The following is a 23,191-nucleotide window of genomic DNA, read 5'->3' on the forward strand; positions in this document are numbered from 1 at the left end:
ACAAATCGAGAAAAGCCTCAACTCCAATCCCCGCTTGGGATTTACTTCGAGAAGCCCAAAATCGCTGAAACCCAGATAGATCAAGGAAAATCATAAATCGAGGTTAACCCTTTGTCCCGTAATGGTTTGAGCCTTTTTTGATGACCGAAAACGCCTAAGTCCCACTATCCACCATGTGTTTATACGTTCAACCAGATACAAAGACGGCCAAATGACATTTGCGAGAATCATCATTTTTATAATTAACGGATTGGCTCAATATTAATAAATTATGCTCACAGTATAATCTTTGAACAAATTTATGGACGACCTCGAAGCTCTGTCCGTGCAGAAAATCTAGCAAGCTAACGGAAATGGTCAGCAATTTTGTAGGGTGCGTTAGGCGGTGATAAGCTTGGAATGAAAAAACAAAATTAGTAATCCGCCGTAACGCGCCAGTTAAGTATTATCAAAGTTCTCATCAACCAGAAGCTTAATCATTCTTGCTGCGCTGCTTTACGGGCAAGAAGGCGATCTCGCAATCCCTGGGGGTCAAATCTCCCTTGATTGATTACCGGAATCTTCTGTGCTTGCTGTTGTCGCTGTTGCAAGTAGGATTCTACTTCCGATTGGTGATTGAGGTAAAAAGCGATCGTGGCGTAAACGTCAGCTAGATTTAGTGATGGGTAACGATTAACGATTTCCTCTGCTGTCGCGCCCTGATGAAATAAGGTCATAAGCATTTTCGTCGCCGTGCCTAGAATTTTATTGTCTAGTACAGCATCGCTACCATAGCATGATCGATTTAACTTGACTAGGAATGGATAAAGGCAAATAATCAATTAATCGATCGAGATCAAGACTCAATGTCTGATAACTTGTTATTGGTGGGGTAGGAAATCACCTAAGTCACCCTGTTGAATTATTGATTGTCACTAAAAATGTTTAAGCGATCGCTTTTCTTGCCCCTGTTAATTTTATCCCTTAGTTGTACGCTGCTTTTTAGTGCTTGTCGTCAACAAACAGCTAATAATCCCCCAGCAACGACCAATAATAATTCAGAAACTTTAAAACTTTTATATTGGCAAGCACCGACGATTTTAAATCCCCATCTCTCCACGGGATTTAAAGACTCAGAAGCGAGTCGCATTACCTTAGAACCTTTGGCTAGTTTCGATGAAAAAGGGGAATTAGTTCCTTTTTTAGCGGCAGAAATTCCTACTATTGAAAATGGGGGAGTTGCCCGGGATGGTAAATCCGTGACATGGAAGCTAAAAAAAGATATTAAATGGTCAGATGGTACTCCTTTTACTGCCAAAGATGTCATCGCTACCTATAATTTTATTACCAATCCGAAAACTGGTTCTACTAGCGCTGGCAATTATGAAATAGTTAAAAGTGTGGAAGCGATCGATACCCATACGGTTAAAATAACTTTTAAGCAAGTTAATCCCGCTTGGTCATTAGTTTTTGTGGGAACAGAAGGGATGATTTTACCTGCTCATCTCTATGAAAAATATAGCAATGAAACGGCACGTCAAGCCCCTGCTAATTTATTACCGGTGGGAACTGGCCCCTATAAAGTGGTAGAATTTAAACCGGGAGATACGGCGGTTTATGAACGAAATTCTTTCTTTCGAGAAGCGGATAAATTGGGTTTTCAAAGAATAGAATTAAAAGGCGGCGGTGATGCAACTTCGGCGGCAAGAGCGGTTTTACAGACACAGGAGGCGGATTATGCCTATAATTTGCAAGTAGAGGCCAAGGTTTTAAGTGATTTAGAAAAAGCGGGTCGGGGTCAGTTAATATCTAGTTTCGGTTCTTTGATTGAACGAGTTTTATTTAATCTGAGCGATCCTAATCAAGTTACTGCCGAAGGTGAGAGGTCTAGTATTAAGTTTCCCCATCCTTTTTTGAGTGATGTAAAAGTAAGAGAAGCTTTATCTTTAGCCGTTGATAGAGATACTATTGCCACGCAGCTTTATGGTATTACTGGGAAAACAACTCCTAATTTTATTGTGATGCCATCGGAATATAATTCTCCCAATACTCGCTATGAATTTAATCTAGAAAAGGCTAAGAAATTACTAGATGATGCGGGATGGAAAGATAGTAATGGTGATGGCACTAGGGATAAAAATGGGGTAGAAATGAAATTAGTTTTTCAAACTACTGTCAATCCTCTCCGTCAGAAAACCCAAGAAATTATCAAACAAAGTTTACAAGCGATCGGGGTAGGAGTAGAATTAAAAACTGTTGATGCCAGTATTTTCTTTTCTAGCGATCCTGCTAACGATGACACGGTAGAAAAGTTTTATGCTGACCTACAAATGTACACTACAGGTAATAATAGTCCCGATCCGAAAGCCTATTTTAAAACCTTTACCTGTAGCGAAATTCCCCAAAAAGCTGATGGTTGGTCTGGGGATAATTATGCTCGTTATTGCAATCCTGAATACGATAAATTATGGCAAGCTTTTAGTCAAGAATTAAACCCAGAAAAACGGCGAGAAATAGCGATTAAAATGAATGATATGTTAATTAATGATTTTGTGATTATTCCCCTAGTTCATCGTGCCGATGTGGTGGCAATTAGCAATAGTTTGTCGGGGTTTGAATTAACTCCCTGGGATAGAAATACTTGGAACATCAAGGACTGGAAGCGTAGTAAATAAATGCTCAAATATTTTCTGAGAAGATTATTATTTTCGATTCCCACTCTTTTAGCTATTAGTATGGTGGTTTTTGGCATTTTGGCCCTAGCGCCGGGGGATCCTATGGGGGAATTTGCAGCTAATCCCGCTATCACCGAAGCGGTGCGAGAAAATATTCGCAAAAGTCTCGGATTAGATCAACCCCTTCCCGTGCGTTACGTCAAGTGGTTGTTAGCATTTCTTCAAGGAGATATGGGCTATTCTTTCACCAGTCGCAGCCCGGTTTTTACCCTCATTTGGCAGCGTTTACCCACAACTCTCTGGATTGTCGGTATTGCCTATATTTTCGGGGTTTTAATCGCTTTTCCTTTGGGCGTAATTTCAGCAGTCAAGCGCTATTCTTGGTTAGACAAAATCATCTCTACTTTTTCGATGCTTGGCTTTTCTTTACCCACCTTTGTGACGGGATTATTATTAATTATTATCTTTAGTGTGCAGTTAAACTGGCTACCATCTTTTTATAACAGTACCCTAGAAATTAGCGATTTTAATAGTTTGATCGAGCAGGTTAAACAGTCAATTATGCCCGTAACTGTATTAAGCTTATATCAAGGGGCGATGTTGATGCGTTTTGTGCGTTCTTCCGTAACCGAAGAAATTCACCAAGAGTACGTTAAAACTGCCTTAGCCAAGGGACTAACTAATTTTTCTGTCCTCACTAAGCATATAGTTCGCAATGCTTTAATTCCCGTTGTCACCCTGATTGCTCTTGATATTCCCTCAATTTTTACTGGAGCTTTAGTCACAGAACAAGTGTTTCGTGTGCCGGGTATCGGTGCTTTATTAATCGATTCTATTTCCCGCAGTGATACCCCCGTAGTGATGGCGATTACCTTTATCTATGGGATTTTAATTGTTATCTTTAACTTAATTGCCGATTTAACCTATAGTTGGCTCGATCCGCGAGTCAGATATTAACTATGAACATCATGCGATCCTTACACACGGGGATTTTAGTCACCGATCTAGAAAAAGCCGTTAACTTTTACGAAAATGTCCTAGGATTAACTAGAATCGATCGCCCTTTTCAATACGATGGGGTTTGGTATCAAGTGGGAGATTATCAAATTCATTTAATTGTCGATAGCAATTACCAAAACTACCGTCCCAATCCCGAAAAATGGGGACGCAATCCTCATATTGCCTTCGCTATTGATGACGTGGCAGCCGTGGGTAACTATCTAGAAAGTCAAGGTTATACAATTCAAATGAGTGCCTCGGGTAGAAAGGCATTATTTGTCAGTGATCCCGATGGTAATATCCTAGAAATGAGCCAAATTTAGCCTGAAAAATTCCCCAATATGTTAGACCAATTACAGACTCAACTCTATCACCTTGAACAATACGCCGATCGCTTAGTAACTTCCCAACTAACTCACCTTAGTTTTGTCAGTATTGCCGTGATTTTTCTAGCCGGTTTACTCACCAGTCTTACCCCCTGTATGCTGTCGATGTTGCCGATTACCGTCGCTTATATCGGGGGTTACGAAAATAAAGGTCGTTTAGCGGCTTTTTGGCAGTCCACATGGTTTTCCCTGGGATTAGCCACCACCTTAGCGGGATTGGGACTAATTGCCGCTACTTTAGGAAAAGTCTATGGACAGGTGGGGATCGGTTTACCAATTATCGTCAGTGCGATCGCTATTTTGATGGGGTTAAACCTCTTGGAATTATTACCCCTGCGCTTCCCCTCCCTTGGCGCTACCGATTGGATTACCGGCGATTTTCCCCCGATTTTGCGGTCCTATCTTCTCGGTTTAACATTTGGTTTAATCGCCTCTCCTTGCAGTACACCTGTTCTAGCGACTCTATTGGCATGGGTGGCAAATACGGGAGATTTAAGCTTAGGAGGGGGATTATTGTTATCCTACACTGCCGGCTATGTTTTACCCTTAATTATCGTCGGTTCTTTTACTGCCTCGCTGAAAAGCTTTCTTTCCCTGCGTCAATGGTCCGGGTGGATTAATCCTGTCAGTGGGGTTTTATTAATCGGTTTTGGAGTTTTTTCTTTATTATCCCGTCTGCTGTGATGGTGGAGAGTTATGATAGATAATTGGCTAGAATTGCAAAACTTTTAACTATGACTATATCGGAAACTTCCTCAAATTTAAAGAATAGACCGCCTCAATGGGGACGGAAATTTATCCAGACTATTGCCGATCTACGATTGGCAATTATCCTCTTACTTTTAATCGCTATTTTTAGCATTTCTGGGACAGTAATCGAACAGGGTCAATCTCTATCTTTCTACCAAGCTAATTATCCTGAAAAACCCGCTTTATTTGGGTTTCTGACTTGGAAAGTTTTATTAATAATGGGATTAAATCATGTTTATAGTACCTGGTGGTATCTATCATTATTAATTCTCTTCGGTTCCAGTTTAACCGCTTGCACCTTCCGACGACAATTTCCCGCTTTAAAAGCGGCCAGAAAATGGCAATTTTATCAACAATCTCGCCAATTTCAAAAACTGGCTTTAAGTGCTGAATTAGAAACTGGTTCCCTAGAATCCCTCACCCCCTTGTTAGAAAAAAAAGGCTACAAAGTTTTTCTAGAAAATAACAGTCTTTATGCTCGTAAAGGTCTGATTGGTAAAATCGGTCCGATTATCGTTCATGCAGCCATGTTAATTATTTTAGCAGGAGCGATCTGGGGAGCGTTAACTGGGTTTTTCGCTCAAGAAATGGTAGCTAGTGGCGATAGTTTTCAGGTTAAAAATATTATTGAAGCTGGACCCTTATCTAAAAATTCTCTCCCTAAGGATTGGGGGATTAAAGTTAATCGTTTTTGGATTGATTATAGTCCTAAAGGTGATATAGAACAATTTTATTCTGATTTGTCGGTGATCGATAATCAAGGACAGGAGATCGATCGCAAAACTATTCAAGTTAACCAACCTTTGCACCATAAAGGGGTGACTTTTTATCAAACCAGTTGGGGGATTGCTGGGGTAAAAGTACAGGTGAATAATAGTCCGATCCTACAGCTACCGATGGCTAGTTTAGACACCAAAGGTAATGGACAAATCTGGGGAACTTGGATTCCGACTACAACCGATCTTAGTGAGGGAGTTTCTCTTTTAACCAGAGATTTACAAGGTACGGTAGTTGTCTACGATGCTAAGGGAGATTTAACCTCTGCTGTACGAGAAGGAATGACGATTCCTATCAATGGAGTTAATCTAAAAATAGTCGAATTAGTGGGAAGTACAGGTTTACAAATTAAGGCAGATCCGGGAGTCCCGATCGTCTATTTAGGTTTTGGTTTATTGATGATGGGAGTGGTAATGAGTTACTTTTCCCATTCCCAAATTTGGGCTTTACAATCGGGTGATCGCTTTTATATTGGTGGTAAAACTAATCGCGCTCAAGTCAGTTTTGAACGGGAAATAATTGATACCATTGAAAGGCTAAAGTTAAAGTAAGCTGTCCGCTCCGCACATTTAAATTGCTGGTTAAGATCAGGCAAGAGGCACTCTTGCAATAGGCAACCCCCCCCGACGTCGGGGGGGGCAAGGGGGGGGGAGATTCAGCTAATCTAAGGATAGGCGGTTAAAATACCTCTTAGCTTAGAATCGACGTTAATTTAGTGTCGTTTCTCGATCAAAAGTTCTGTTTATCTACTGACTCCTGACTCCTGACTCCTAACTCCACCAACAAACTTTTTCAGTAAACCCCAATTACTTATATGCCAGAATTGCCAGAAGTAGAAACGGTGCGTCGCGGGTTAAATCAAGTTACCCAGGGCCAAAAAATTATCGGTGGGGAAGTATTATTACAGCGTACCCTAGCCTACCCTAATTGCGAGGCAACTTTTCTGCAAGGAATTGCTCAGACCACGATTAGCAATTGGCAGCGCCGAGGCAAATATCTCCTCGCCAATTTAGATAATGGTAGCAGTATCGGGGTTCATCTGCGTATGACCGGACAATTGCTCTGGGTAAAAGATACCACTCCCCTGCCGATTCATACGCGCTTACGCTTCTTTTTTGCCAATCAGCAAGAATTGCGCTTTGTCGATACCCGCACTTTCGGGAAAATTTGGTGGATTGCCGCCGATAAAACCCCAGAAACTGTGATTACCGGTCTCAAAAAACTGGGACTGGAACCCTTTGATCGCAATTTTACCCCCGATTACCTCTATAGTCACTGTCAAAAAAGTCGTCGTCCGATTAAAACTTTTCTCCTCGATCAAAATGTAGTCGCAGGAATTGGCAATATCTACGCGGATGAAGTTCTTTTTAAAAGTGGTATCCATCCCCAAACTGCCGCCAATCTCTTAAAAATTGAGCAAATAGACTTATTGACAAAAAACATTATTTCTGTATTGGAAACTGCAATCGCTGAAGGCGGAACCAGTTTTAGCGATTTTCTCCACGTTACGGGAGTTAATGGCAATTATGGGGCGATGGCCTGGGTTTACGGTCGTAATGGCGAAAATTGTCGCCTTTGCGGTGCAACTATTGCCAGAATTAAATTAAGTGGGCGCTCGGCTCATTTTTGTCCCCAGTGTCAAGTCTCAAGGGGAGAAGGGAGAAAAAGCTGATCACTGATTAGGGGCTGTGGCTTCAATTTTGTTATTTTCGTCGGCTAGGGTCTGAATCTCCTGTCTGTAAGCAAAAGGAGCGCGACTGAGAGCATCTTGAAAGAGGGGTTGAGCCTCTTGATTTTTGCCCTGTTCTTTTAGTACGATCGCCGCTGCCAAAATCGGTCGGAAATCGTTAACATCCATCTGTTGAGCTTGTTTATAGGCGTTTAAAGCTTCCGGATAATTTTGCTGCTCGAAATAGATTTTGCCTAAAAGTAACTGAACGGAAACGATATCGATTAAACTAGCAGGATTATTGGGATCGGCAGCAGCTTTTAAAGCGCGATCGAGCGTGTCTTTGACCAGACTAATCGCCTCGATCGAGCGGTTTTGGCTGAGAAATAAATTAGTTAATCCGGTCAAGGCCCGCAGCTCTTGGGGATGGGAGGCTAAAAGGGCGCGATAACTGGCTGTGGCTCCTGCATAGTCTTCTATTTGCTGTTTCGCTTCCGCCAAAAGTAGCAGATAATCGGATTGTTGGGGGTTAAGTTGCGCTAATTTTTCTAAAGGTTCGATCGCTTGCCTTAAATCGCCCTGCTGTAAGCGAGTATCTAATAATCCCCGCAAAGCCGTCTGATTATCGGGTTCGCGCTCTAAAACCATCTGATAACCCAGTGCTTGACTGGCTAATTCCTCTTGTTTGACTGCGGACAGATGACTCTGGCCCGAGGAGCGCTCACTCTGGAGAATAGAAGTCAATAGCGGCATGATCGAGAAAGACAGCAAAGCAAATAACATCAGGACGAGACCGATGGACAGCCAACGACGGTGAGAGAGAGAGGCTTTCATAGACTGGGGTGCGAGGGGACAGAGAGGAAAATGTGATGGAAATCTGGAGATTTGATGAGGGGATCGATCGAATTGGCCGCTCTTTATTAAGTACAATGGGCAAACGGTCAAGACTCAAAAGGGTTTTGACAAGGTTGACAGTCAAAAGATCATGGTTCTTAATATATTAGATGCCAGTAGAGTCGCCCTAGAGGGTTATTGTAACCCCCCAGATCGCGCTTTTGACTTGCTTGATTACTAATTTATTATGTGTCTCCGCCGCTAGGAGTGTGATATGAATCGTCCTGGGAATCGGTTTACCGAATCACCGAAAACCCCCCCGACTCCTGAAGTTCCACTTCAGGAAGTCCCCCTTGAGTCCCCCCATACTGAGGCTGATTTAGCCGTAGAGTCAGCCACCCCCGCAGAAGTCAAACGTCAACAACCGATCCCCCCTCCCAGTCATCTGCGGCAGTATCGGGCGATCGGTCTCGTCTATGGCCATTATCAGCGATCGGAGGAACAATTAACTAAAGGCAATATTTTAACTGCCGATGGTACTCTGATCGATTCTGTGATTCTCGGTCGGGTGATCAGTTTGGTTAAAAATCATCTCGATCTGGAAAAACCCCATCTTTGGGTGGTTTATCCGCGCACCCGTCAGGAAAATGATGCCCTTCATGTTCAGATTGTCGGTGTTTGGGAACCAGAAACCCTGAAAAAGGAGGATGATCAGGAGATAGAGCCTCTCCTCGCTTCTACCCCGGGTTATTTCTCGATTCGAGGCGAAGTCATCTTTACCGAACGGGAAAATCAAGCGGTAGTGGTCAAAATCCGACAAATGCCCAAAACTGAAGCGGACAAACCCAAGTTTTTTAAACTAAAATTGCGCGGCACTTTACCTGGTAAACCGATCAGTCGTTTTTGGGATTTTCAGGTACAACTGAAAGGAGATGCCTTAACCATTTTGGAAGGTTTAGACCTCGGTTTTGCCAGCAAGAAAAAACCGATGGGTAAGGGAGGTTTTAAAAAGCCTTTTGATAAAAATCGTCATCCCTCGGGGGAAGGAGAAAAACGACCTTTTACCCCCGGACAATCCCCTATCCCTCGGCCTTCCCGACCAAAACCCGTATCGGAAAACTAATTTTTTTCTAAGGATGGGTGAGAAACCCATCCCTAGTCTAGGATTTGGTTTTGGGAGCTATTTGATACTTAGTATTGGGAATATAAGCGCGAATGTTATAACTATAATCTGTTCCCAAAATCTCGGCGATAAAAACCGCTAACTGAGTGCCTAAAATCGCTTCATCGGCAGAACTAAAAGATTTATAATCTTCTATTAACCATTCTTGACCACCATTAACTAAAGTACATCTAAATGTACCAAGAGATTCGGCAATTTCTGTATGTTCTGTATAGTTTCTCGTTCTTACTTCCCCCCTACTATCTGCCCTCAAACACAATTGATTAAGTTCTGCATAAAATTTGGCAGGAATTTTGTCTAAATCACCCCCTTTAGTCACCCAATGCACAAAAAGATGAAAAGACCAAGGAAGATTGAGGTAGAGTAGATAAAATAAACCCAGAATAATTGTTAAATATAAGGAGGAAGTCAGGAATTTATCATATTTCCTTTTTCGGGATCGATTTAAACGTTTAGCTAAATCTAACTTTGATTTTTTCATAAATTTTAATGAGTCAAAAGTAATTCGTAAAAAGTAAGATGTATAAAAAAATCCGGCGTTTTGCTCCGATTATCCTGTCCTTGAGTTTATTTATTCTAGCGGTCTGGGCAATTAGTCAAGAATTTAAACACTACACTTTTGCCCAACTCTTGGCTAGTTTGGATCATATTACCACAAGTCGTAAGCTAGAAGCTATTTTTTGGATGGCTTTGGGTTATTTGTCGATGACGGGTTATGATCGCCTAGGTTTTTATTATATCAAGCATCCCTTAGCTTTAGGCACTATTATCCGCACTGCTTTTATCAGTTATGCTCTTGGTAATACCATTGGTTTGACCTTATTTTCTGGGACAGCAATCCGTTATCGTTTCTATACTCCTGCGGGGGTGGGGGTGGTGGATATTGCCAAAGTTATCACTTTTACCCATTTAAGCTTTTGGTTAGGAATGTTGGGGATTGGTGGTTTAAGTTTCCTCCTCGATCCCCAACGGATTCCTCAACTTTTAAAATTACCTTTTTTAACTACCAAACCTTTAGGAGTAATTTTTTTATTGCTGGTTACGGGCTATTTTTTCTTGACTCTCACCTATAAAAAACCGATAAAAATCGGCAAAGAAAATATCTATTTACCCTCTTGGACTCTTTCCCTAGCTTTGATTTTGTTGACTTTTATTGATTGGATATTAGCCGCTAGAGTTCTCTATCTTCTTCTCCCGGGCAGCTACAATACTTCGTTTTTAGGATTTTTCGGTCTCTATGTATTTGCCATGACGGCAGGGGTATTAAGCAATGTGCCGGGAGGAATAGGTGTTTTTGAGTTTATCATGCTGAGATTACGCCCCGAATATGTATCTAATGCCGAGCTTTTAGGCTCTTTAATCGCCTATCGAGCTATTTATTATTTCCTGCCTTTAATTGTCGCTTTTGTCTGGTTGTTGGGTTACGAGGCGCGCAGAAAATAAGGTCTTCAAATTAGCTTAAACGGACAAAAAAAGTCCCCATGCAGTCATAGCTGGGGAGCATCAATCTAGTAGGCTAAAGTTTCTAAAGTTTCCCGTAGATAGGAACAAATGCGAGCATCAGCATCGTCTCTATTTTTACCTGATTCTAGTTGTTCTTGCTGCCAACGCCGAAAACCGGAACTAGCGGCGATGGCTTGTTTTAAATGCTCCCAAGTGTGATGATCTTTGTGAAGTGGGGTGTCAGAAAATGTGGTAGAGTTGCCCATCTTTACCTCTGGTGGTAGGGTTGCACCTTTTAACATAACTTAAAAATCGCTGAAAATTCTGATAACTGGGACACAATTAGGCAGAAAAAGGTGTTGCCTAGCTGGAAAGCTGCGGGGAGGCCAACACCTTTTTTGAGGAAATATAGCAGATTTTTAGGAGATTTTGCTGGTTTCTGCCGCTTCTTCCGCCTCCACTGCCGCGTTTAAAGCGACGGAGGGAATGGGGATAGGAAATACCGACGGCAGCTTAGCGGCGGCATCTTCAGGAGGCTGCCCGGAGTGAAAACGACGGTAACTTAAAACACCGGCTACGGTGATTGCTCCTGTAGCGGCGGCAACCCCTAAAATAAGTTTGTTAGCATCCACAGGGAAGGTGGTATTGCTGCCAAAAATGCCTTTAGCTTTAGCGAAAGCACAAGCGGAGGCACTGCCAGCATCAAGAGTACCTAAAACAATACCACTGACGAGGGTGGCACTAACGGCGATGGAGGTGAAAAAAGTTTTCTTCATAATTGCCTTGGGGATAGGTTGTCAATAGCGATTATCCTTGCATTATAGATATCTCCATCACAATTGTCTATGGGAGCATCTCATTTATGCAAGTGAGTAATTATACTTATCCCTAAAACTGTTTTCTAGCAAGGCTTTCAAAATAGCTTGACATAAAAACCTGATTTAGGGGTTACAAAGGTGAGATGCTCCCATTGTTTATTTTATTTCCGTTGGTGACATTGGGATAATTTTGTTTAAGAATCATGAATTATCAATATCGTGTCGGGGGTAGTCTTGCCTATAACCATCCTACCTATATCGAGAGAAATGCCGATCGAGAACTGTTAACGGCGTTGAAAAATGGTCAATTTTGCTACGTTTTTAACTGTCGTCAGATGGGTAAATCCAGTTTAAGGGTACGAGTGACTCATATTTTACAGCAATTGGGCATGGATTGCGCGTCCGTAGATATAACCAGTCTTGGTAGTAATGATAATTTATCCCAATGGTATAACGGGGTGATTACCCGTTTGTTTTTAGGATTTAATCTGACGGGAAAAATTAATCTTAAATCCTGGTTGCGCGAGCGAGAGGATTTACCTCCCGTGCAGCGTTTGGGACAATTTATCGAGGAAGTTTTATTAGTTTATTGTCGGGGAGAGAAAATATATATTTTTATCGACGAGATCGATAAAATTCTCAGTTTACAGTTTTCTCTAGATGACTTTTTTTCCCTGATTCGTTATTGTTATAACCAAAGAGCGGAAAATGCCCAGTATGAAAGAATTACTTTCGCTTTATTCGGTGTTGCTACCCCAGCAGATTTAATTCGCGAAAAGACCCAAACATCTTTTAATATCGGCCAAGCGATCGAATTAACGGGATTTAATCTTGCAGAAATTGCTCCTCTAGCTGCGGGATTATCTAGTCAAAGTAATTATCAACCCGACTGCTTAGAAAAAGTTATTTTTTGGACGGGAGGACAGCCATTTTTAACCCAGAAAATCTGTCAGCTATTGCGGGAAACTAATTTAGATATTGAGACGCTGATCAAAGAGAGAATTATTAATCATTGGGAATCTCAAGATGAACCAGTTCATCTGCGAACTATTGCCGATCGCTTGTTAAGAAATCAAGACAAAGCGGGTCGTTTGTTAGGCATCTATCAACAAATTTTAGAAAAAGGTGCAATCCTGTGCGATGATAGTCCAGAACAAGGGGAATTAAGGTTATCGGGGTTAGTGGTGAAAAAGGATAATCAGTTAGTAGTTTATAATCCTATTTATCGAGAAATATTTAATCTCAATTGGGTAGAAAAACAATTAGAGCAATTGCGTCCCTACTCAGAAGCAATCGCCGCTTGGCAACAGTCTAATTATACCGATGAATCGCGGCTTTTACGCGGAAAAGCTTTAAATAATGCTCTCGATTGGTCTCAGGGAAAAAGCTTAAGTAATCTTGATTATCAGTTTTTAACTGCCAGTCAAAATCTCGATAAAAGAGAGGCAGAAATTAGCCTAGAAACCCAGAGGCAAGCTAATAAAATTCTAGCAATTGCTCACCAAAAAGCTACCAAAAGAATTCAAATTGGCTCGGTAATTTTAATTGCTTCTCTTTTGGGTTCTCTCTTAGCTTTTGTCCAGGTAAAACAAGCGTGGCAGCAAGTAGAAACCGCTCAACTAGGTATTCAATTACAGCGCCAGGGTGATAGTTATTGGCAACAATTTCAATTTGAACAACTAGAATCTTTAATGGCGGCCATGCAAGCAGTAAATAGTTTAAAAAATATCGTTACTGATGGGCAAACCTTGAGTAAATATCCTGCTACCAGTCCAATTATTACCCTGCAACAAATTTTAGATCGCATTCAAGAAAAAAACCAACTGCAAGGACACCGAGGAACTATTTATAGTGTTAGTATTAGTCCTGATCGTCAAAAAATCGCCACTGCTTCTCAAGATGGGACGGTAAAAATTTGGAATCAAAAAGGTGAGAATATTCAAACTTTGACAGGTCATCAAGGAGCAGTTTATAGTGTTAGTTTTAGTCCCGATGGTCAAAAAATCGCCACTGCTTCCGAAGATAAAACCGCCAAAATTTGGAACTTGCAAGGGCAAAATTTAGTCACCTATCCTGACCATCAAGAATCAGTTTATAGTGTTAGTTTTAGTCCCGATGGTCAAAAAATTGTCACCACTTCCAGGGATAAAACCGCTAGATTATGGAATTTATCAGGTGAAACTTTACAGGTATTTAAGGGACATAAAAGATCGATAGATGCAGCTAGTTTTAGTCCCGATGGTCAAAAAATTGCCACCGCTTCCCGGGATGGTACGATTAAAATCTGGGATTTATCAGGTAAAATTATCTTGAGTTTAGGTCAAGAAAATATTGAGACTTTTTATAGTGTTAATTTTAGTCCCGACGGTCAAAAAATTGCTGGAGCAGCGGCAGATAAAACTGCTAAAATTTGGGATTTACAGGGAAATTTAATAGCTACTTTCCGGGGACATCAAGATTTTGTCAACAGTGTGAATTTTAGTCCTGATGGCAAGTTTATAATTACTGCATCTAGTGACGGTAGTGCTAAAATTTGGGGAATGCAAGGGGAAGAAATAACTACTCTCAGAGGACATCAAGAATCGGTTTTTACTGCTGTATTTAGTCAAGATGGAAAACAGGTGGTAACTGGATCGAGTGATGAAACGGCTAAAATTTGGCAGCTGAACAATTTAAATCAAGCTCAGGCCGATAATACCAGTGTTAGCATTAATTCCCAGGGCAGTATTATCGCTATTGCTAATAAAGATGGTCAAATTACTTTACTCGATTCCCAGGGAAAAAAAATTAGAGAATTTGCCACAAAAATGCGCTCAATCTATAGTATAGCTTTTCATCCCGATAGTAATCAGATAGCGATTACAGGAAGAAATGGAAAAGTACAAATCTGGAGTCAAAAAGGAACAATGCTTCAAGAATTTACTGCTAGTCAAGTACCGATTTATAGTCTTGCTTTTAATGGAGAGGGAACAGCAATAATCACGGGAACAAGCGAGGGAAAAGTTCAATACTGGCATTTAAGTAATTATCGGCCTCAATTAATTAATTCCTGGACAGCCGATGATAATATTATCTATGATTTGGTGTTTTCTCCCGATCATCAAAAAATTGCTACTGCTGCTCGAGGAAAGATTAAAATTTGGGATTTACAGGGCAATCTTTTAAAGGAGATTAAAACTGATTCTTTTCCCGTTTATGGAGTTAGTTTTAGTCCCGATGGTGAAAAAATCGCCGCTATTTCAAGGGATGGTACAGCTAGACGCTGGGACAGGGACGGAAATTTGCGCTCCGAGTTTAAAATAGAAGAAGATATCGTCTATGGGATCACTTTTAGTCCTGATAGTCAAGAGATTGTGATTATTGCTAGGGATGGTCAAAAGCATCGATGGCCCTTAGAAACAGAATATAATTATTTACAAAAATTGCTCGATCGAGGTTGTCTTTGGTTAGAAGATTATCTCGGGAATCGTCCCGAAAAACGAGAAGCTCTATCCCCCTGTACTAGGAAAATAAAACCATTCACATTTTAAACTTGGTTTGACTGGGTGGGGGGTGAAGGTTAAATTAATTAGTTAATTTCTTGATCTCTTCGGTTTGTCTTATGCAACGGACAGGGTTATAAGGGATGAAACCCTTATAGAAACAGACATTACTGCGATTTTTGTCAATTGTTTGCAATCTGGAGCGCACTAATCAATTAAATCTCTTGCCAGATCAGGATTTAGTCGATTTATGCCTCCATATAGAATCATACCAAGTAACGAAGAACCCAACATTTTTGGTTTCAGCGCTAGAATTTTATCTAATGACCTTTTGTCAACGAGAGAGTCCAGTTATAATCATTGTCTTTGTGTCTTTGCTACTCTAAAAATTTCTTGAGCTGTTGCTGAACCGACAAAACGCCAGTGCCAAGGTTCATAACTAACACCTTGGAAATTGTTTTTCGGAAATGATAGTTCAAAGCCATATTGAGCAGCGTGAACTTCTAGCCAGCGATAGGCTTCAGTAGAGTCGAATGTCAATTTGAGGATAGTATTAGGACTTTTACCGTCACCAACATCGAGAGCATAGCCTGTATGATGTTCGCTGAAACCTGGAGGCGCACTCAGTTTAGAGGCTGCTTTCTTGCTTCCTTGGCGTTGAATTTGTCGCTCAAACAGCTTTTTTTGATCGGCAACTGAGCGAAAGCCAGAAACAGGAACGATCTCAATTCCCTCTTGTTGAGCGGCTAATTGCATCTGTTTAAACATCTCTGCCGCTTCTCGATTTAGATATGCTTTACGTTCGTAGAAAATACCAATTTCCACTAAATCATTAGCATTTTCTTCGTATTTTATATGAAAAGGAATTTCAGTTTGGTTAGGAAGTGAAAGTACAGTGTAATTCTTGGGAGGTGGCGAAGATACTGAATAGATATCATCAGCACCAGTAACCATCTGTTTGGGCGAAGGAACTGGCAGAGCTTTGGATGTATTTGCCAAAGGATAAGGTCGCTGTAAGGGAGGCGTTAGAGTATTTTTAGGGATAGGAGCAGGGGAATTTAGAGAAGTAGAAGAAACTGAAGGCGAGGTAGAAACTATCGCAGTGGTTGGCAGTTCAGCAGGCTGTTTAAACCCTAAATAAATCGATACACCCATTACAACAATTATAGGAATAATAAAATATCGAAAAGCTGAAATAAAAGATTTCATATTAGTTGTAGTAGATGAAAAAAAGTTCGATAGATATTTGTCACTGAAATTATGTCAACATGGTAGGGACACGACATTAGCAAGGTTCTGTAGGAAGTTATCAACATCACTAAAACGTTCAAGGACAAGCCGTTGACTTAACAATAATGGGATTTATAGTAGTAATTGACTCAAAGCGTTTCAATTCCTCATCAGTCAGTGGTGGATTGTCGGTATCTGATAAAGCATTCGCTTCAATTTCTTCCTCAGTCATAGCCTCGATTTGTGTCCAGTCTGTCTGAGTCTTTAAGGGTACAGTCGTGCCGTCAGAAAGTACAGTCACAACTTAACCGTCAGGTAAAATTCTTGTGGCCTTCATAGACTTTTCTCTCCTTTTTATTGGTTCTCCTTGCTGAAATTAGGCGGGATTTTTCTCCTTGTGGGATGGGCATTTTGCCCGTCAAAAGGCTAAATTACCCCACTGCTGGATAAGTGTTAACTTGCCATCTTTTACTATCCACAGGACAAGCAGAACCTAAATTAGTTATGTTCCATTCAATAAAAGCATTATTATTATTTTGCCAAGTAATAGTGACATCTCCAACACAGTGACCTGAACTTCCAGATAAATCGAAACTACCTTTAAAAGTGTCTCCCACATCACATCTTCCTGTTTTTGAAGAGGAAATTTTAATATAGCCTCTAAAAGGTGGTTTATTAGAGCCAAAAACAGTTTGTACTGAGTTGAGGTTAGTATTGCCAAAACAAATCTGATGCAGGTTAGTAATTTGAGTAAGATTGCTTTCAGAACGCCAAATCAAGTTTGTTCTTGTTGGCTTCAGTTCTTTTACTTGTTTAGTAAGTCTGGCATTTTCTTCTTTTAGTTCTTTTAATTCGGCAAGTCTGGCTTTTTTTTCTTTAAGTTGTGTTTGTACTTGGGACAGTTGGAACAGATTAATAGTAACACTTATTGTTAGTAAAAATACAGATAATAAAGCTAATGTTAATCGGTTTTTATTCCACCAAATTCTATATTTTTTTCCTCGCGTTAGCTCATATCCTTCATAAGCGCGTGTGGGATCAACTTTATATGCTCTGTTATATTTTTCTAATGCTTGTTGATAGTTTTTAGTGTCAAGATAATCTTCAGCCAATTTAAATAAAGCCGTAAAATGATTAGGATTCAGTTTTGCAATTTGTTCATAAATATCGGAACTAGATAAATTACGATTCTCAGCTATATCTTCGGCCAATTCAAAAAGTCTGCAAGCATCTAAATCAACTTTTTCTAAATCCCAGATAGCCTGTCTTAAAGGATAGCGTTTAACCAACCAATAACGAACTAGCTTAACTTTAATTTTGTAGTGAAATTCTGAATTTTCTACTCTCTCTAAAAATTCCCATTGAACTAAATTTTCTGGAGCTTTATTTAAAGCTTCTGTTATGATAACTCCATATTCTCTGAGCAATTTTAAAGGTTCTTCTGTCACTGAATTATTTTTCTTCTCAGCCATTTTCTCCGCTTGCGCTACTGCTGAAAAAACAACTCTTTCAGGAATCGGTAATCCATCTCGAAACCAAGCTAGTCCTCCTTCAGCAGTTTCAATTGCATCATCGACAATTTTAGTAACATCATCACAGGTAATTTCTGACTTATCCTCTTCTTCAGCTTGTAAAAAAAGAGCATTACATATCACTTGAGTAAAATAAGGATGACCTGAACTCAATTCTAAAATTGCATCGATAGCCTGAGAATCATAGTTTAAATAATGTGCAGCAGGTTCAGTAATCAATGCTTTAGCATCTGATTTTTCTAATAAGCCAATTTCTTGATTAACAGCTTGTCTAAATAAGCTTTTTAAGTTGGTTAAATCTTCTACTCTTCTCCCTATTACTGGAATGATAAATAAATTATTGTATTGACCGATAAGAGTTTCCAGATAAGGAAAAAAAGATTCAACTGGGGAATCAGGTGTTTGATCATTTAAAACATCAAATTCGTCTAATAACCAAACCATTTTTCGTTTCTGCTCTTTTAAGACCTCAATTACTTGAGGTAAAAACTCATCTGAGAAAACCGTTTTATAATTCAAGGACAAAGATTCTGATTGAGGAATATTCAACTTATCAGCAATAGTTGAAGCAAGATTTTGTAAGATACTGTCAAGTGGTAGTCGCGTTTTATCATGCAAATCAAAATAGATAAACACGAACTCACCTAGTCCCACAAAATTAGGAATTTGCATGAGTACAGAAGATTTACCAATACGTCTTTGACCATGCAGCAAAACAACTTGTGTATTTTGTTTGAGATTATCTTCAATAAATCTAAAAAGTTTCCGTCGGCCAAAAAATGACTCTTGGTCATAAATGGGACGACCGACAATATAGGGATTTATGTGCCTTGTTTGTGTTGTCATCATGATAATAACCCCCCTACTTGCTCAATGATAGATGCTATCTTATCTTTATTTTGCCATAGCCAACGAATAGCAGTATTAACTCTTGTCGTCTGTTGGCGGCTCATTAAATTAAGGAATCCTCTTTGTCGTTTTTTCAACTCCTCTTCCTGGCTATTCTCGATTTGCTTAATCACCCACCACTCCATTATATATGAGCAGAAAGAATAAGTAGTATTTTCTTCTCCCTCTACCTTCTTTAAGATACCTCGCTCAACCAAATTATTTAATTCTATTTCTTTTTGACTGAAAATCGCTTCAATTCCACCGAGAGCGTATCGATTCCTCCCTAATTTGCCTTCTAATTGGGATAAAGCCAGTAACATTAACAAATTTTGCTCTGTTTCAGTGGACAGTTGCCAAATAGCTTGAAATAAGTGTAAAGTGTTTGTTTGAAATTCTTGAATAAATTTTTTCTCATTAAGGTTATTTCCCGAAACCAATTCTTCATATAATAAGAAACAAGCATTTTGCAGTAAAGCTGGATTACCATCAGCAATTTTACGGATAGCTTGTTTCCAACCCAATAGACTCTCACTTCTATCGAGTAAAAGGTTTACTTCCTGATTAGTAAAAGGCTTAAGATTTTCAAATAAATAACCATTATACCAAGGTGATTTATCAGGTGTAAGTTCTGGACCAATTTGACTCAACCGACGAGATGAAGTCACAACTATCGAGATATTTTGCTCCTCGGATTGAGCCAGGGTACGACACTGACTGACGAAGGTATCTATATCAGCTTTCGTATATTGGGAATTGGGACGTAAGGTTACATCGTAATTATCGATAAGTAAAACTAAAAATTTACCCTGTTCCTTAAGTAAACGCAAGATAATAAGCAAATCATTAACTGTGGCTTCTGGTTTTTCTGAAAGAGTATCAATACTGGTTTTTAAGAAAGAAAAATTATTCTTAATTGTTACTAAAATATTGCGCCAAAAATCAGAAATCTTAAAAGGTTCCAGGCTTTGACAGTCAATGAATACAACAACTGCTTGGTTATAATCTTGCCCGCATTGTTCCCAGATAATAGGATATGTTAGCAGTTTTAAAAAAGATGATTTGCCCATACCCGGACCACCCCAAACCGCTAGAGAACTACGGCTTCTAATCTGATGCAATGCTCTCCTGATTAATGTCTTTCTTCCAATGAAATTTTCAGGAGTAACTCGTTGACCAATAGTGAAAGGATTTGAAGGCATGATCATTTTTTTAGACCCGATTGGAAAAATCAAGGAAGAATGCTTACCCAGTTTGATATTGAGGCTTTAATCTCCCAACCACCAAATCTATTATAGAACCCATTTGGTATCTTTTATAATGTAGATGCTAGGCTGAAAAGGTGAAGCGAAAACCTTGTCCATTATAGGTTTCAGGGAAGAGAGTCTGTAGCCTGTTTAACGGCAATACTTTGGTCTGAACCCCGTCAGTGAATGCGCCACCGTCTAGTCGTCCCCGAAAATCAATAGAGGAGTAAGCTAAAATGTACTCAAGTAGTATGACGAATGAAGAGTAGTCTATCGCAGAACCGCTATTGCCAAAGAAGAAATTGACTGGCCCCCCCGAAAGGGACAAAACGACAGATTTTAGATGGGATTTTCTATCAACTCAAAAATGGCTGTAATTGGCGGGAATTCCCGAAAGATTTCTCTCCCTACTCCACCATGTTCTGGCATTATAAACAGTGGAAAAGTCAGGGAATCATGGTTCTTCGGTTTGTGTTATGCAATGGACGGGGTTTATAATAAATGTAACCCTTATATAGAAAGACATTTGGCAATTTTTGTCAATTGTTTTCGATCTAGAACGAACTAATCAATTAAGTCTCTTGCCAGATAAGGATTTAGTCGATTTATGCCCCCCTATCAAACCATACCAAGTAACGAAGAACCATTTCTTGGGTAATTATTGCCTAACCCACCCGCTCAATAATCTTAACTTTTAATCCGATGAGGGGGGATTTTCTGCGCTTGGCGATCGAGTTTCTGGGGGAGTATCTTCTCCGATAGTTTTTTCTGGGGGCAAATCTTCCTCTGGGGGGGAATTTTCTTCCCTTTGTGATCGAGTTTCTGGGGGAGTATCTTCTCCGATAGTTTCTTCTGGGGGCAAATCTTCCTCGGTAACTTCAATAATCACCGTTTCGCTAACAGCAATAGTTTCGACTTCAACATTGGCGACAGGTTCAGTCGGGGGAATTTCTGGGGGATTTTCGGAAGGGTTGATCTCTTCCGTTGCCAAATCAAAATCATCGAAATCATCGAAATCATCGAAAGTTTCCCCATCATCAATAATTTCTGCGGCTTTTTCCCCAATTTCTGTCACTGATTCTGTAATAGTTTCCCCGATAGCTGCCGCTGTTTCTATAACGGGATCCACCGTTTCTTGAGCTTTTTCCTCAATTTCTGTCACTGATTCTGTAATAGTTTCCCCGATAGCCGCGGCTTTTTCTATAACGGGGTCCACCGTTTCTTTAACCGTTTCTTTAACTTTTGCCGCTACTTTCTCAGCTTTAGCTTTAGTTTTAGGGGATTGGGAGGGAGTAACTTTCCCCAGACGATTGCCTAACCAACCGACAATAGTAAATAATTTAACCGGTTTGTCGGGATAAAAAAGTGCTTGTCTGAGTTTGAGAGTTTGCCAAGCGAAAGCAATAAATAAAATGGCTGCGGCAGCTTGTCCCAGGAGGATAGCGCCTGTAATCCTTCCCGCGCACAACCAGAGGACAAGGGCATAGAATAATCCTACCGCACTCCAGAGAAAATCATCTTGACGGTGGCGATCGGGGGCGATAAAAGCGGTGGTGAGGAGGTAGAGACTACTCAATCCCACAACGACCGCTAGGATATAGGGCAACATTTGCGATTCTCCTTTGACATTTCCTTTTTTATTGTGCGTTATTTGGGGTCGATCGAGTCTATTTTTTGATTAATTTTCAAAATTATCGAGTCAGATCTTCTTTACCTCTGTTTATGAATAGCCATCGTTAACATTAGGAAATTCTGGGTTTATCCTCTGCTGCTTGTGCTGATCAGATTAAACAAGCTTTCGGATCAAATGATTAAGTTTTGGTCTTTAACAAGCAAAGAGGAATTAGGAACCCTTGATCAACCCACAGACAAACTGCTATCTTTAGTAATTAGTGCCGATGAGAAATATTTGATTATTGTTAGGGCTGACAAAACTATAAAAATCTGGCAGAATAAAGCGTTTCTCCCCTAGATGAGCTGCGTTTTTGCGACTGAAATCCTTACTTCGGCAAAGTTTTATTTATACTTCACCTTGACGAGAAACGCTGGCAGTAGGATAAAATAGTAAAATTAAGACAATTGTTCCGAGGATTCTGCCTAATTTATTTAATCCTAACTAACGTTTTTTAATTAAACTCAATCCCGCAGCAATTAAGCCTAAACCCAATAATCCCCAAGTGCTACTAGGTTCGGGAATTCCTAAGGCTTTCAGTGCCAATTGACCGATTAATTGATGACTGCGGGTGGTGGGATGAATATTATCCCAAAAAAGGTATTCATTCGGATTAGGACAAACTTGGATAGGTTGCACGGGAATTCCGTCTTGAATGGTACTTAAACAAGCTTGATCGACATTAGTAAATTCGTACTCAATGGGACGATTGCGAGCATCGGCAAACAGGGAAAAAATGTCAAGGGAAGTAATTTCAATACTGGGGATATTTTGCGATAAACTACTCAAAGTGAAGGCCAGTAAGCCGTTATGAGATTGGGTGATTAGACTAAGATTGCTGGAGTTAGGAGTTGATAAGGTGGCGGGTAATTGCCCTAAATCCGGTAAATTGGGAATGAGAAAATTTCTAGCACCAGCATTGTAAAGATCAATAATATAATCGCCGATATTGTCAACGGAATCACTCACATTGATTGGCTGATTACCAAGATAATCATTCGCACCACCAAAGACAATATACAAAGCATCAGAGTCCACGGCTGGATTTGTCAACAAGAAACCGCCTACTTGTTGTTCAATGCCGGGCAAGCCGGGATCTACTGTGTTAGCATTGCCGGTAGTGGCACCAGCGATAGCAAAATTTGTCTGTAGAGTGGGGGTGAGTCCTAGGGATGTTTGCAGATATTCTACCCAAACTATACCATTAGAAAATCTTTGGTCGTAGGGAGGCTGGGGGGCAATTCCTCCAGAGGCAATAAAAAATCGCCCAGCATCGGAGAGACTATCCCCAAAAACAAATGCCTGGCTAAAGGCATTCGCTGCGGTGGGGACGCAAAAGGAAAGAATGACAAAACCTGTAACAGACAGAGATTTTTTCAGATGGTTATTGAACATAAAATAGATGGGATTCTACCCTAGATCAATTAGCGTGTTCTGCACAAATTAACATATTTTGGCTCAAAAAGCTTTTTTTGTAAGATATTTTTCACAAATCCGCTCAAGGGTTTTTAAAGTTAAGAATTTAACTTTTGCTATGATTGACTTAAACCCGACAGCTAGTTGATAGCAGAACAGTAGCTGGGGGTCTAGAGATGAGGCCAAATCCCGTCACACTTCCTCTTGATGA

General features: G+C 40.2%; 22 protein-coding genes. 11 read left to right on the forward strand and 11 right to left on the reverse strand.

Features of this window, described 5'->3' with window-relative positions:
• Positions 1-476: 476 nt before the first annotated feature.
• Positions 477-716, reverse strand: coding sequence for a DUF433 domain-containing protein (locus IM500_RS02665; protein WP_242034675.1), 240 nt, complete (start codon positions 714-716; stop codon positions 477-479).
• A 204-nt stretch (positions 717-920) separates the two neighbouring features.
• Between IM500_RS02665 and IM500_RS02670 the strand changes: the two genes are divergently transcribed.
• From IM500_RS02670 to IM500_RS02695, 6 genes are all read left to right on the forward strand, one after another.
• Positions 921-2,654 carry a peptide ABC transporter substrate-binding protein gene (locus IM500_RS02670; protein ID WP_190722624.1) on the forward strand — a complete coding sequence of 578 codons (1,734 nt, stop codon included), beginning with the start codon at positions 921-923 and terminating at the stop codon, positions 2,652-2,654.
• Positions 2,655-3,611, forward strand: a complete 957-nt coding sequence (locus tag IM500_RS02675; RefSeq protein WP_110579854.1) for an ABC transporter permease — start codon at positions 2,655-2,657, stop codon at positions 3,609-3,611.
• A gap of 2 nt (positions 3,612-3,613) precedes the next feature.
• Positions 3,614-3,976, forward strand: a complete 363-nt coding sequence (locus IM500_RS02680) for a VOC family protein (protein ID WP_287737596.1) — start codon at positions 3,614-3,616, stop codon at positions 3,974-3,976.
• Positions 3,977-3,994: 18 nt separating this feature from the next.
• Positions 3,995-4,723, forward strand: a complete 729-nt coding sequence (locus IM500_RS02685) for a cytochrome c biogenesis protein CcdA (protein WP_002757062.1) — start codon at positions 3,995-3,997, stop codon at positions 4,721-4,723.
• A gap of 50 nt (positions 4,724-4,773) precedes the next feature.
• Complete coding sequence (locus IM500_RS02690) at positions 4,774-6,117, forward strand: cytochrome c biogenesis protein (RefSeq protein WP_190722622.1); 1,344 nt, start codon at positions 4,774-4,776, stop codon at positions 6,115-6,117.
• Between the two features lie 263 nt (positions 6,118-6,380).
• Positions 6,381-7,238: a DNA-formamidopyrimidine glycosylase gene (locus tag IM500_RS02695; RefSeq protein WP_287692668.1), complete on the forward strand. Its 858-nt coding sequence runs from the start codon at positions 6,381-6,383 to the stop codon at positions 7,236-7,238.
• On the opposite strand, the gene IM500_RS02700 is transcribed toward IM500_RS02695, so the two are convergent.
• Entirely contained in the window at positions 7,239-8,069 is an 831-nt protein-coding gene (locus tag IM500_RS02700) for a tetratricopeptide repeat protein (RefSeq protein WP_287737599.1), read from the reverse strand.
• A gap of 274 nt (positions 8,070-8,343) precedes the next feature.
• Here IM500_RS02700 and patR point away from each other — a divergent pair, with 274 nt between their 5' ends.
• A complete protein-coding gene (patR, locus tag IM500_RS02705) occupies positions 8,344-9,192 on the forward strand; it encodes a heterocyst master regulator PatR (protein WP_190722619.1) in 849 nt (282 codons plus the stop codon).
• Between the two features lie 37 nt (positions 9,193-9,229).
• On the opposite strand, the gene IM500_RS02710 is transcribed toward patR, so the two are convergent.
• On the reverse strand, positions 9,230-9,733 hold the full coding sequence (locus IM500_RS02710) for a hypothetical protein (protein ID WP_190722618.1): 504 nt from the start codon (positions 9,731-9,733) through the stop codon (positions 9,230-9,232).
• Between the two features lie 38 nt (positions 9,734-9,771).
• Here IM500_RS02710 and IM500_RS02715 point away from each other — a divergent pair, with 38 nt between their 5' ends.
• Entirely contained in the window at positions 9,772-10,695 is a 924-nt protein-coding gene (locus tag IM500_RS02715; protein ID WP_287737606.1) for a lysylphosphatidylglycerol synthase domain-containing protein, read from the forward strand.
• Between the two features lie 65 nt (positions 10,696-10,760).
• On the opposite strand, the gene IM500_RS02720 is transcribed toward IM500_RS02715, so the two are convergent.
• Together IM500_RS02720 and IM500_RS02725 are read right to left on the reverse strand one after the other, a co-directional pair.
• Positions 10,761-10,997 carry a hypothetical protein gene (locus IM500_RS02720; RefSeq protein WP_002738997.1) on the reverse strand — a complete coding sequence of 79 codons (237 nt, stop codon included), beginning with the start codon at positions 10,995-10,997 and terminating at the stop codon, positions 10,761-10,763.
• A 117-nt stretch (positions 10,998-11,114) separates the two neighbouring features.
• The gene (locus IM500_RS02725; RefSeq protein ID WP_190722616.1) at positions 11,115-11,471 is read right to left on the reverse strand and encodes a hypothetical protein; all 357 of its coding nucleotides are present in this window, start codon (positions 11,469-11,471) and stop codon (positions 11,115-11,117) included.
• A 245-nt stretch (positions 11,472-11,716) separates the two neighbouring features.
• Between IM500_RS02725 and IM500_RS02730 the strand changes: the two genes are divergently transcribed.
• A complete protein-coding gene (locus IM500_RS02730; RefSeq protein ID WP_287737609.1) occupies positions 11,717-15,043 on the forward strand; it encodes an AAA-like domain-containing protein in 3,327 nt (1,108 codons plus the stop codon).
• A 309-nt stretch (positions 15,044-15,352) separates the two neighbouring features.
• Here the strand turns inward: IM500_RS02730 and IM500_RS02735 are convergent, their stop codons facing one another.
• The 4 genes from IM500_RS02735 to IM500_RS02750 all read right to left on the reverse strand — a co-directional run bounded on the left by IM500_RS02735 (position 15,353) and on the right by IM500_RS02750 (position 19,880).
• Positions 15,353-16,204 (reverse strand): M15 family metallopeptidase, encoded by an 852-nt coding sequence (locus IM500_RS02735; protein ID WP_287737610.1) that lies wholly within the window; start codon positions 16,202-16,204, stop codon positions 15,353-15,355.
• Between the two features lie 118 nt (positions 16,205-16,322).
• Complete coding sequence (locus IM500_RS02740; protein WP_103111752.1) at positions 16,323-16,526, reverse strand: hypothetical protein; 204 nt, start codon at positions 16,524-16,526, stop codon at positions 16,323-16,325.
• A gap of 130 nt (positions 16,527-16,656) precedes the next feature.
• A complete protein-coding gene (locus tag IM500_RS02745; RefSeq protein ID WP_287737611.1) occupies positions 16,657-18,606 on the reverse strand; it encodes an ATP-binding protein in 1,950 nt (649 codons plus the stop codon).
• On the reverse strand, positions 18,603-19,880 hold the full coding sequence (locus IM500_RS02750) for an NACHT domain-containing protein (RefSeq protein ID WP_287737612.1): 1,278 nt from the start codon (positions 19,878-19,880) through the stop codon (positions 18,603-18,605). Before IM500_RS02750 ends, IM500_RS02745 begins: the two co-directional genes overlap by 4 nt.
• 360 nt (positions 19,881-20,240) lie before the next feature.
• Between IM500_RS02750 and IM500_RS24405 the strand changes: the two genes are divergently transcribed.
• Complete coding sequence (locus tag IM500_RS24405) at positions 20,241-20,390, forward strand: transposase (RefSeq protein WP_353734431.1); 150 nt, start codon at positions 20,241-20,243, stop codon at positions 20,388-20,390.
• A gap of 196 nt (positions 20,391-20,586) precedes the next feature.
• Here IM500_RS24405 and IM500_RS02755 read toward each other — a convergent pair whose 3' ends face one another.
• Entirely contained in the window at positions 20,587-21,501 is a 915-nt protein-coding gene (locus IM500_RS02755) for a Ycf66 family protein (RefSeq protein ID WP_287737614.1), read from the reverse strand.
• A 198-nt stretch (positions 21,502-21,699) separates the two neighbouring features.
• Here IM500_RS02755 and IM500_RS02760 point away from each other — a divergent pair, with 198 nt between their 5' ends.
• Positions 21,700-21,864, forward strand: coding sequence for a hypothetical protein (locus tag IM500_RS02760; RefSeq protein ID WP_199328835.1), 165 nt, complete (start codon positions 21,700-21,702; stop codon positions 21,862-21,864).
• A 144-nt stretch (positions 21,865-22,008) separates the two neighbouring features.
• Here the strand turns inward: IM500_RS02760 and IM500_RS02765 are convergent, their stop codons facing one another.
• Complete coding sequence (locus IM500_RS02765; RefSeq protein WP_190722644.1) at positions 22,009-22,959, reverse strand: SGNH/GDSL hydrolase family protein; 951 nt, start codon at positions 22,957-22,959, stop codon at positions 22,009-22,011.
• Between the last annotated feature and the right edge of the window lie 232 nt (positions 22,960-23,191).

The organism is Microcystis sp. M179S2, assembly GCF_020245805.1.
GTDB classification, from domain to species: Bacteria; Cyanobacteriota; Cyanobacteriia; order Cyanobacteriales; family Microcystaceae; genus Microcystis; species Microcystis aeruginosa.

Excerpts from the sequence above, each read along its gene's own strand:
- IM500_RS02690 (WP_190722622.1), top strand. The coding sequence starts at position 4,774 with ATGACTATATCGGAAACTTCCTCAAATTTAAAGAATAGACCGCCTCAA.
- IM500_RS02745 (WP_287737611.1), bottom strand. The coding sequence starts at position 18,606 with ATGATGACAACACAAACAAGGCACATAAATCCCTATATTGTCGGTCGT.
- IM500_RS02715 (WP_287737606.1), top strand. The coding sequence starts at position 9,772 with ATGTATAAAAAAATCCGGCGTTTTGCTCCGATTATCCTGTCCTTGAGT.
- IM500_RS02730 (WP_287737609.1), top strand. The coding sequence starts at position 11,717 with ATGAATTATCAATATCGTGTCGGGGGTAGTCTTGCCTATAACCATCCT.
- IM500_RS02720 (WP_002738997.1), bottom strand. The coding sequence starts at position 10,997 with ATGTTAAAAGGTGCAACCCTACCACCAGAGGTAAAGATGGGCAACTCT.
- IM500_RS02665 (WP_242034675.1), bottom strand. The coding sequence starts at position 716 with ATGACCTTATTTCATCAGGGCGCGACAGCAGAGGAAATCGTTAATCGT.
- IM500_RS02735 (WP_287737610.1), bottom strand. The coding sequence starts at position 16,204 with ATGAAATCTTTTATTTCAGCTTTTCGATATTTTATTATTCCTATAATT.
- IM500_RS02675 (WP_110579854.1), top strand. The coding sequence starts at position 2,655 with ATGCTCAAATATTTTCTGAGAAGATTATTATTTTCGATTCCCACTCTT.
- IM500_RS02725 (WP_190722616.1), bottom strand. The coding sequence starts at position 11,471 with ATGAAGAAAACTTTTTTCACCTCCATCGCCGTTAGTGCCACCCTCGTC.
- IM500_RS02765 (WP_190722644.1), bottom strand. The coding sequence starts at position 22,959 with ATGTTCAATAACCATCTGAAAAAATCTCTGTCTGTTACAGGTTTTGTC.
- IM500_RS02695 (WP_287692668.1), top strand. The coding sequence starts at position 6,381 with ATGCCAGAATTGCCAGAAGTAGAAACGGTGCGTCGCGGGTTAAATCAA.
- IM500_RS02680 (WP_287737596.1), top strand. The coding sequence starts at position 3,614 with ATGAACATCATGCGATCCTTACACACGGGGATTTTAGTCACCGATCTA.
- IM500_RS02710 (WP_190722618.1), bottom strand. The coding sequence starts at position 9,733 with ATGAAAAAATCAAAGTTAGATTTAGCTAAACGTTTAAATCGATCCCGA.
- IM500_RS02685 (WP_002757062.1), top strand. The coding sequence starts at position 3,995 with ATGTTAGACCAATTACAGACTCAACTCTATCACCTTGAACAATACGCC.
- IM500_RS02700 (WP_287737599.1), bottom strand. The coding sequence starts at position 8,069 with ATGAAAGCCTCTCTCTCTCACCGTCGTTGGCTGTCCATCGGTCTCGTC.
- patR (WP_190722619.1), top strand. The coding sequence starts at position 8,344 with ATGAATCGTCCTGGGAATCGGTTTACCGAATCACCGAAAACCCCCCCG.
- IM500_RS02670 (WP_190722624.1), top strand. The coding sequence starts at position 921 with ATGTTTAAGCGATCGCTTTTCTTGCCCCTGTTAATTTTATCCCTTAGT.
- IM500_RS02755 (WP_287737614.1), bottom strand. The coding sequence starts at position 21,501 with ATGTTGCCCTATATCCTAGCGGTCGTTGTGGGATTGAGTAGTCTCTAC.
- IM500_RS02760 (WP_199328835.1), top strand. The coding sequence starts at position 21,700 with ATGATTAAGTTTTGGTCTTTAACAAGCAAAGAGGAATTAGGAACCCTT.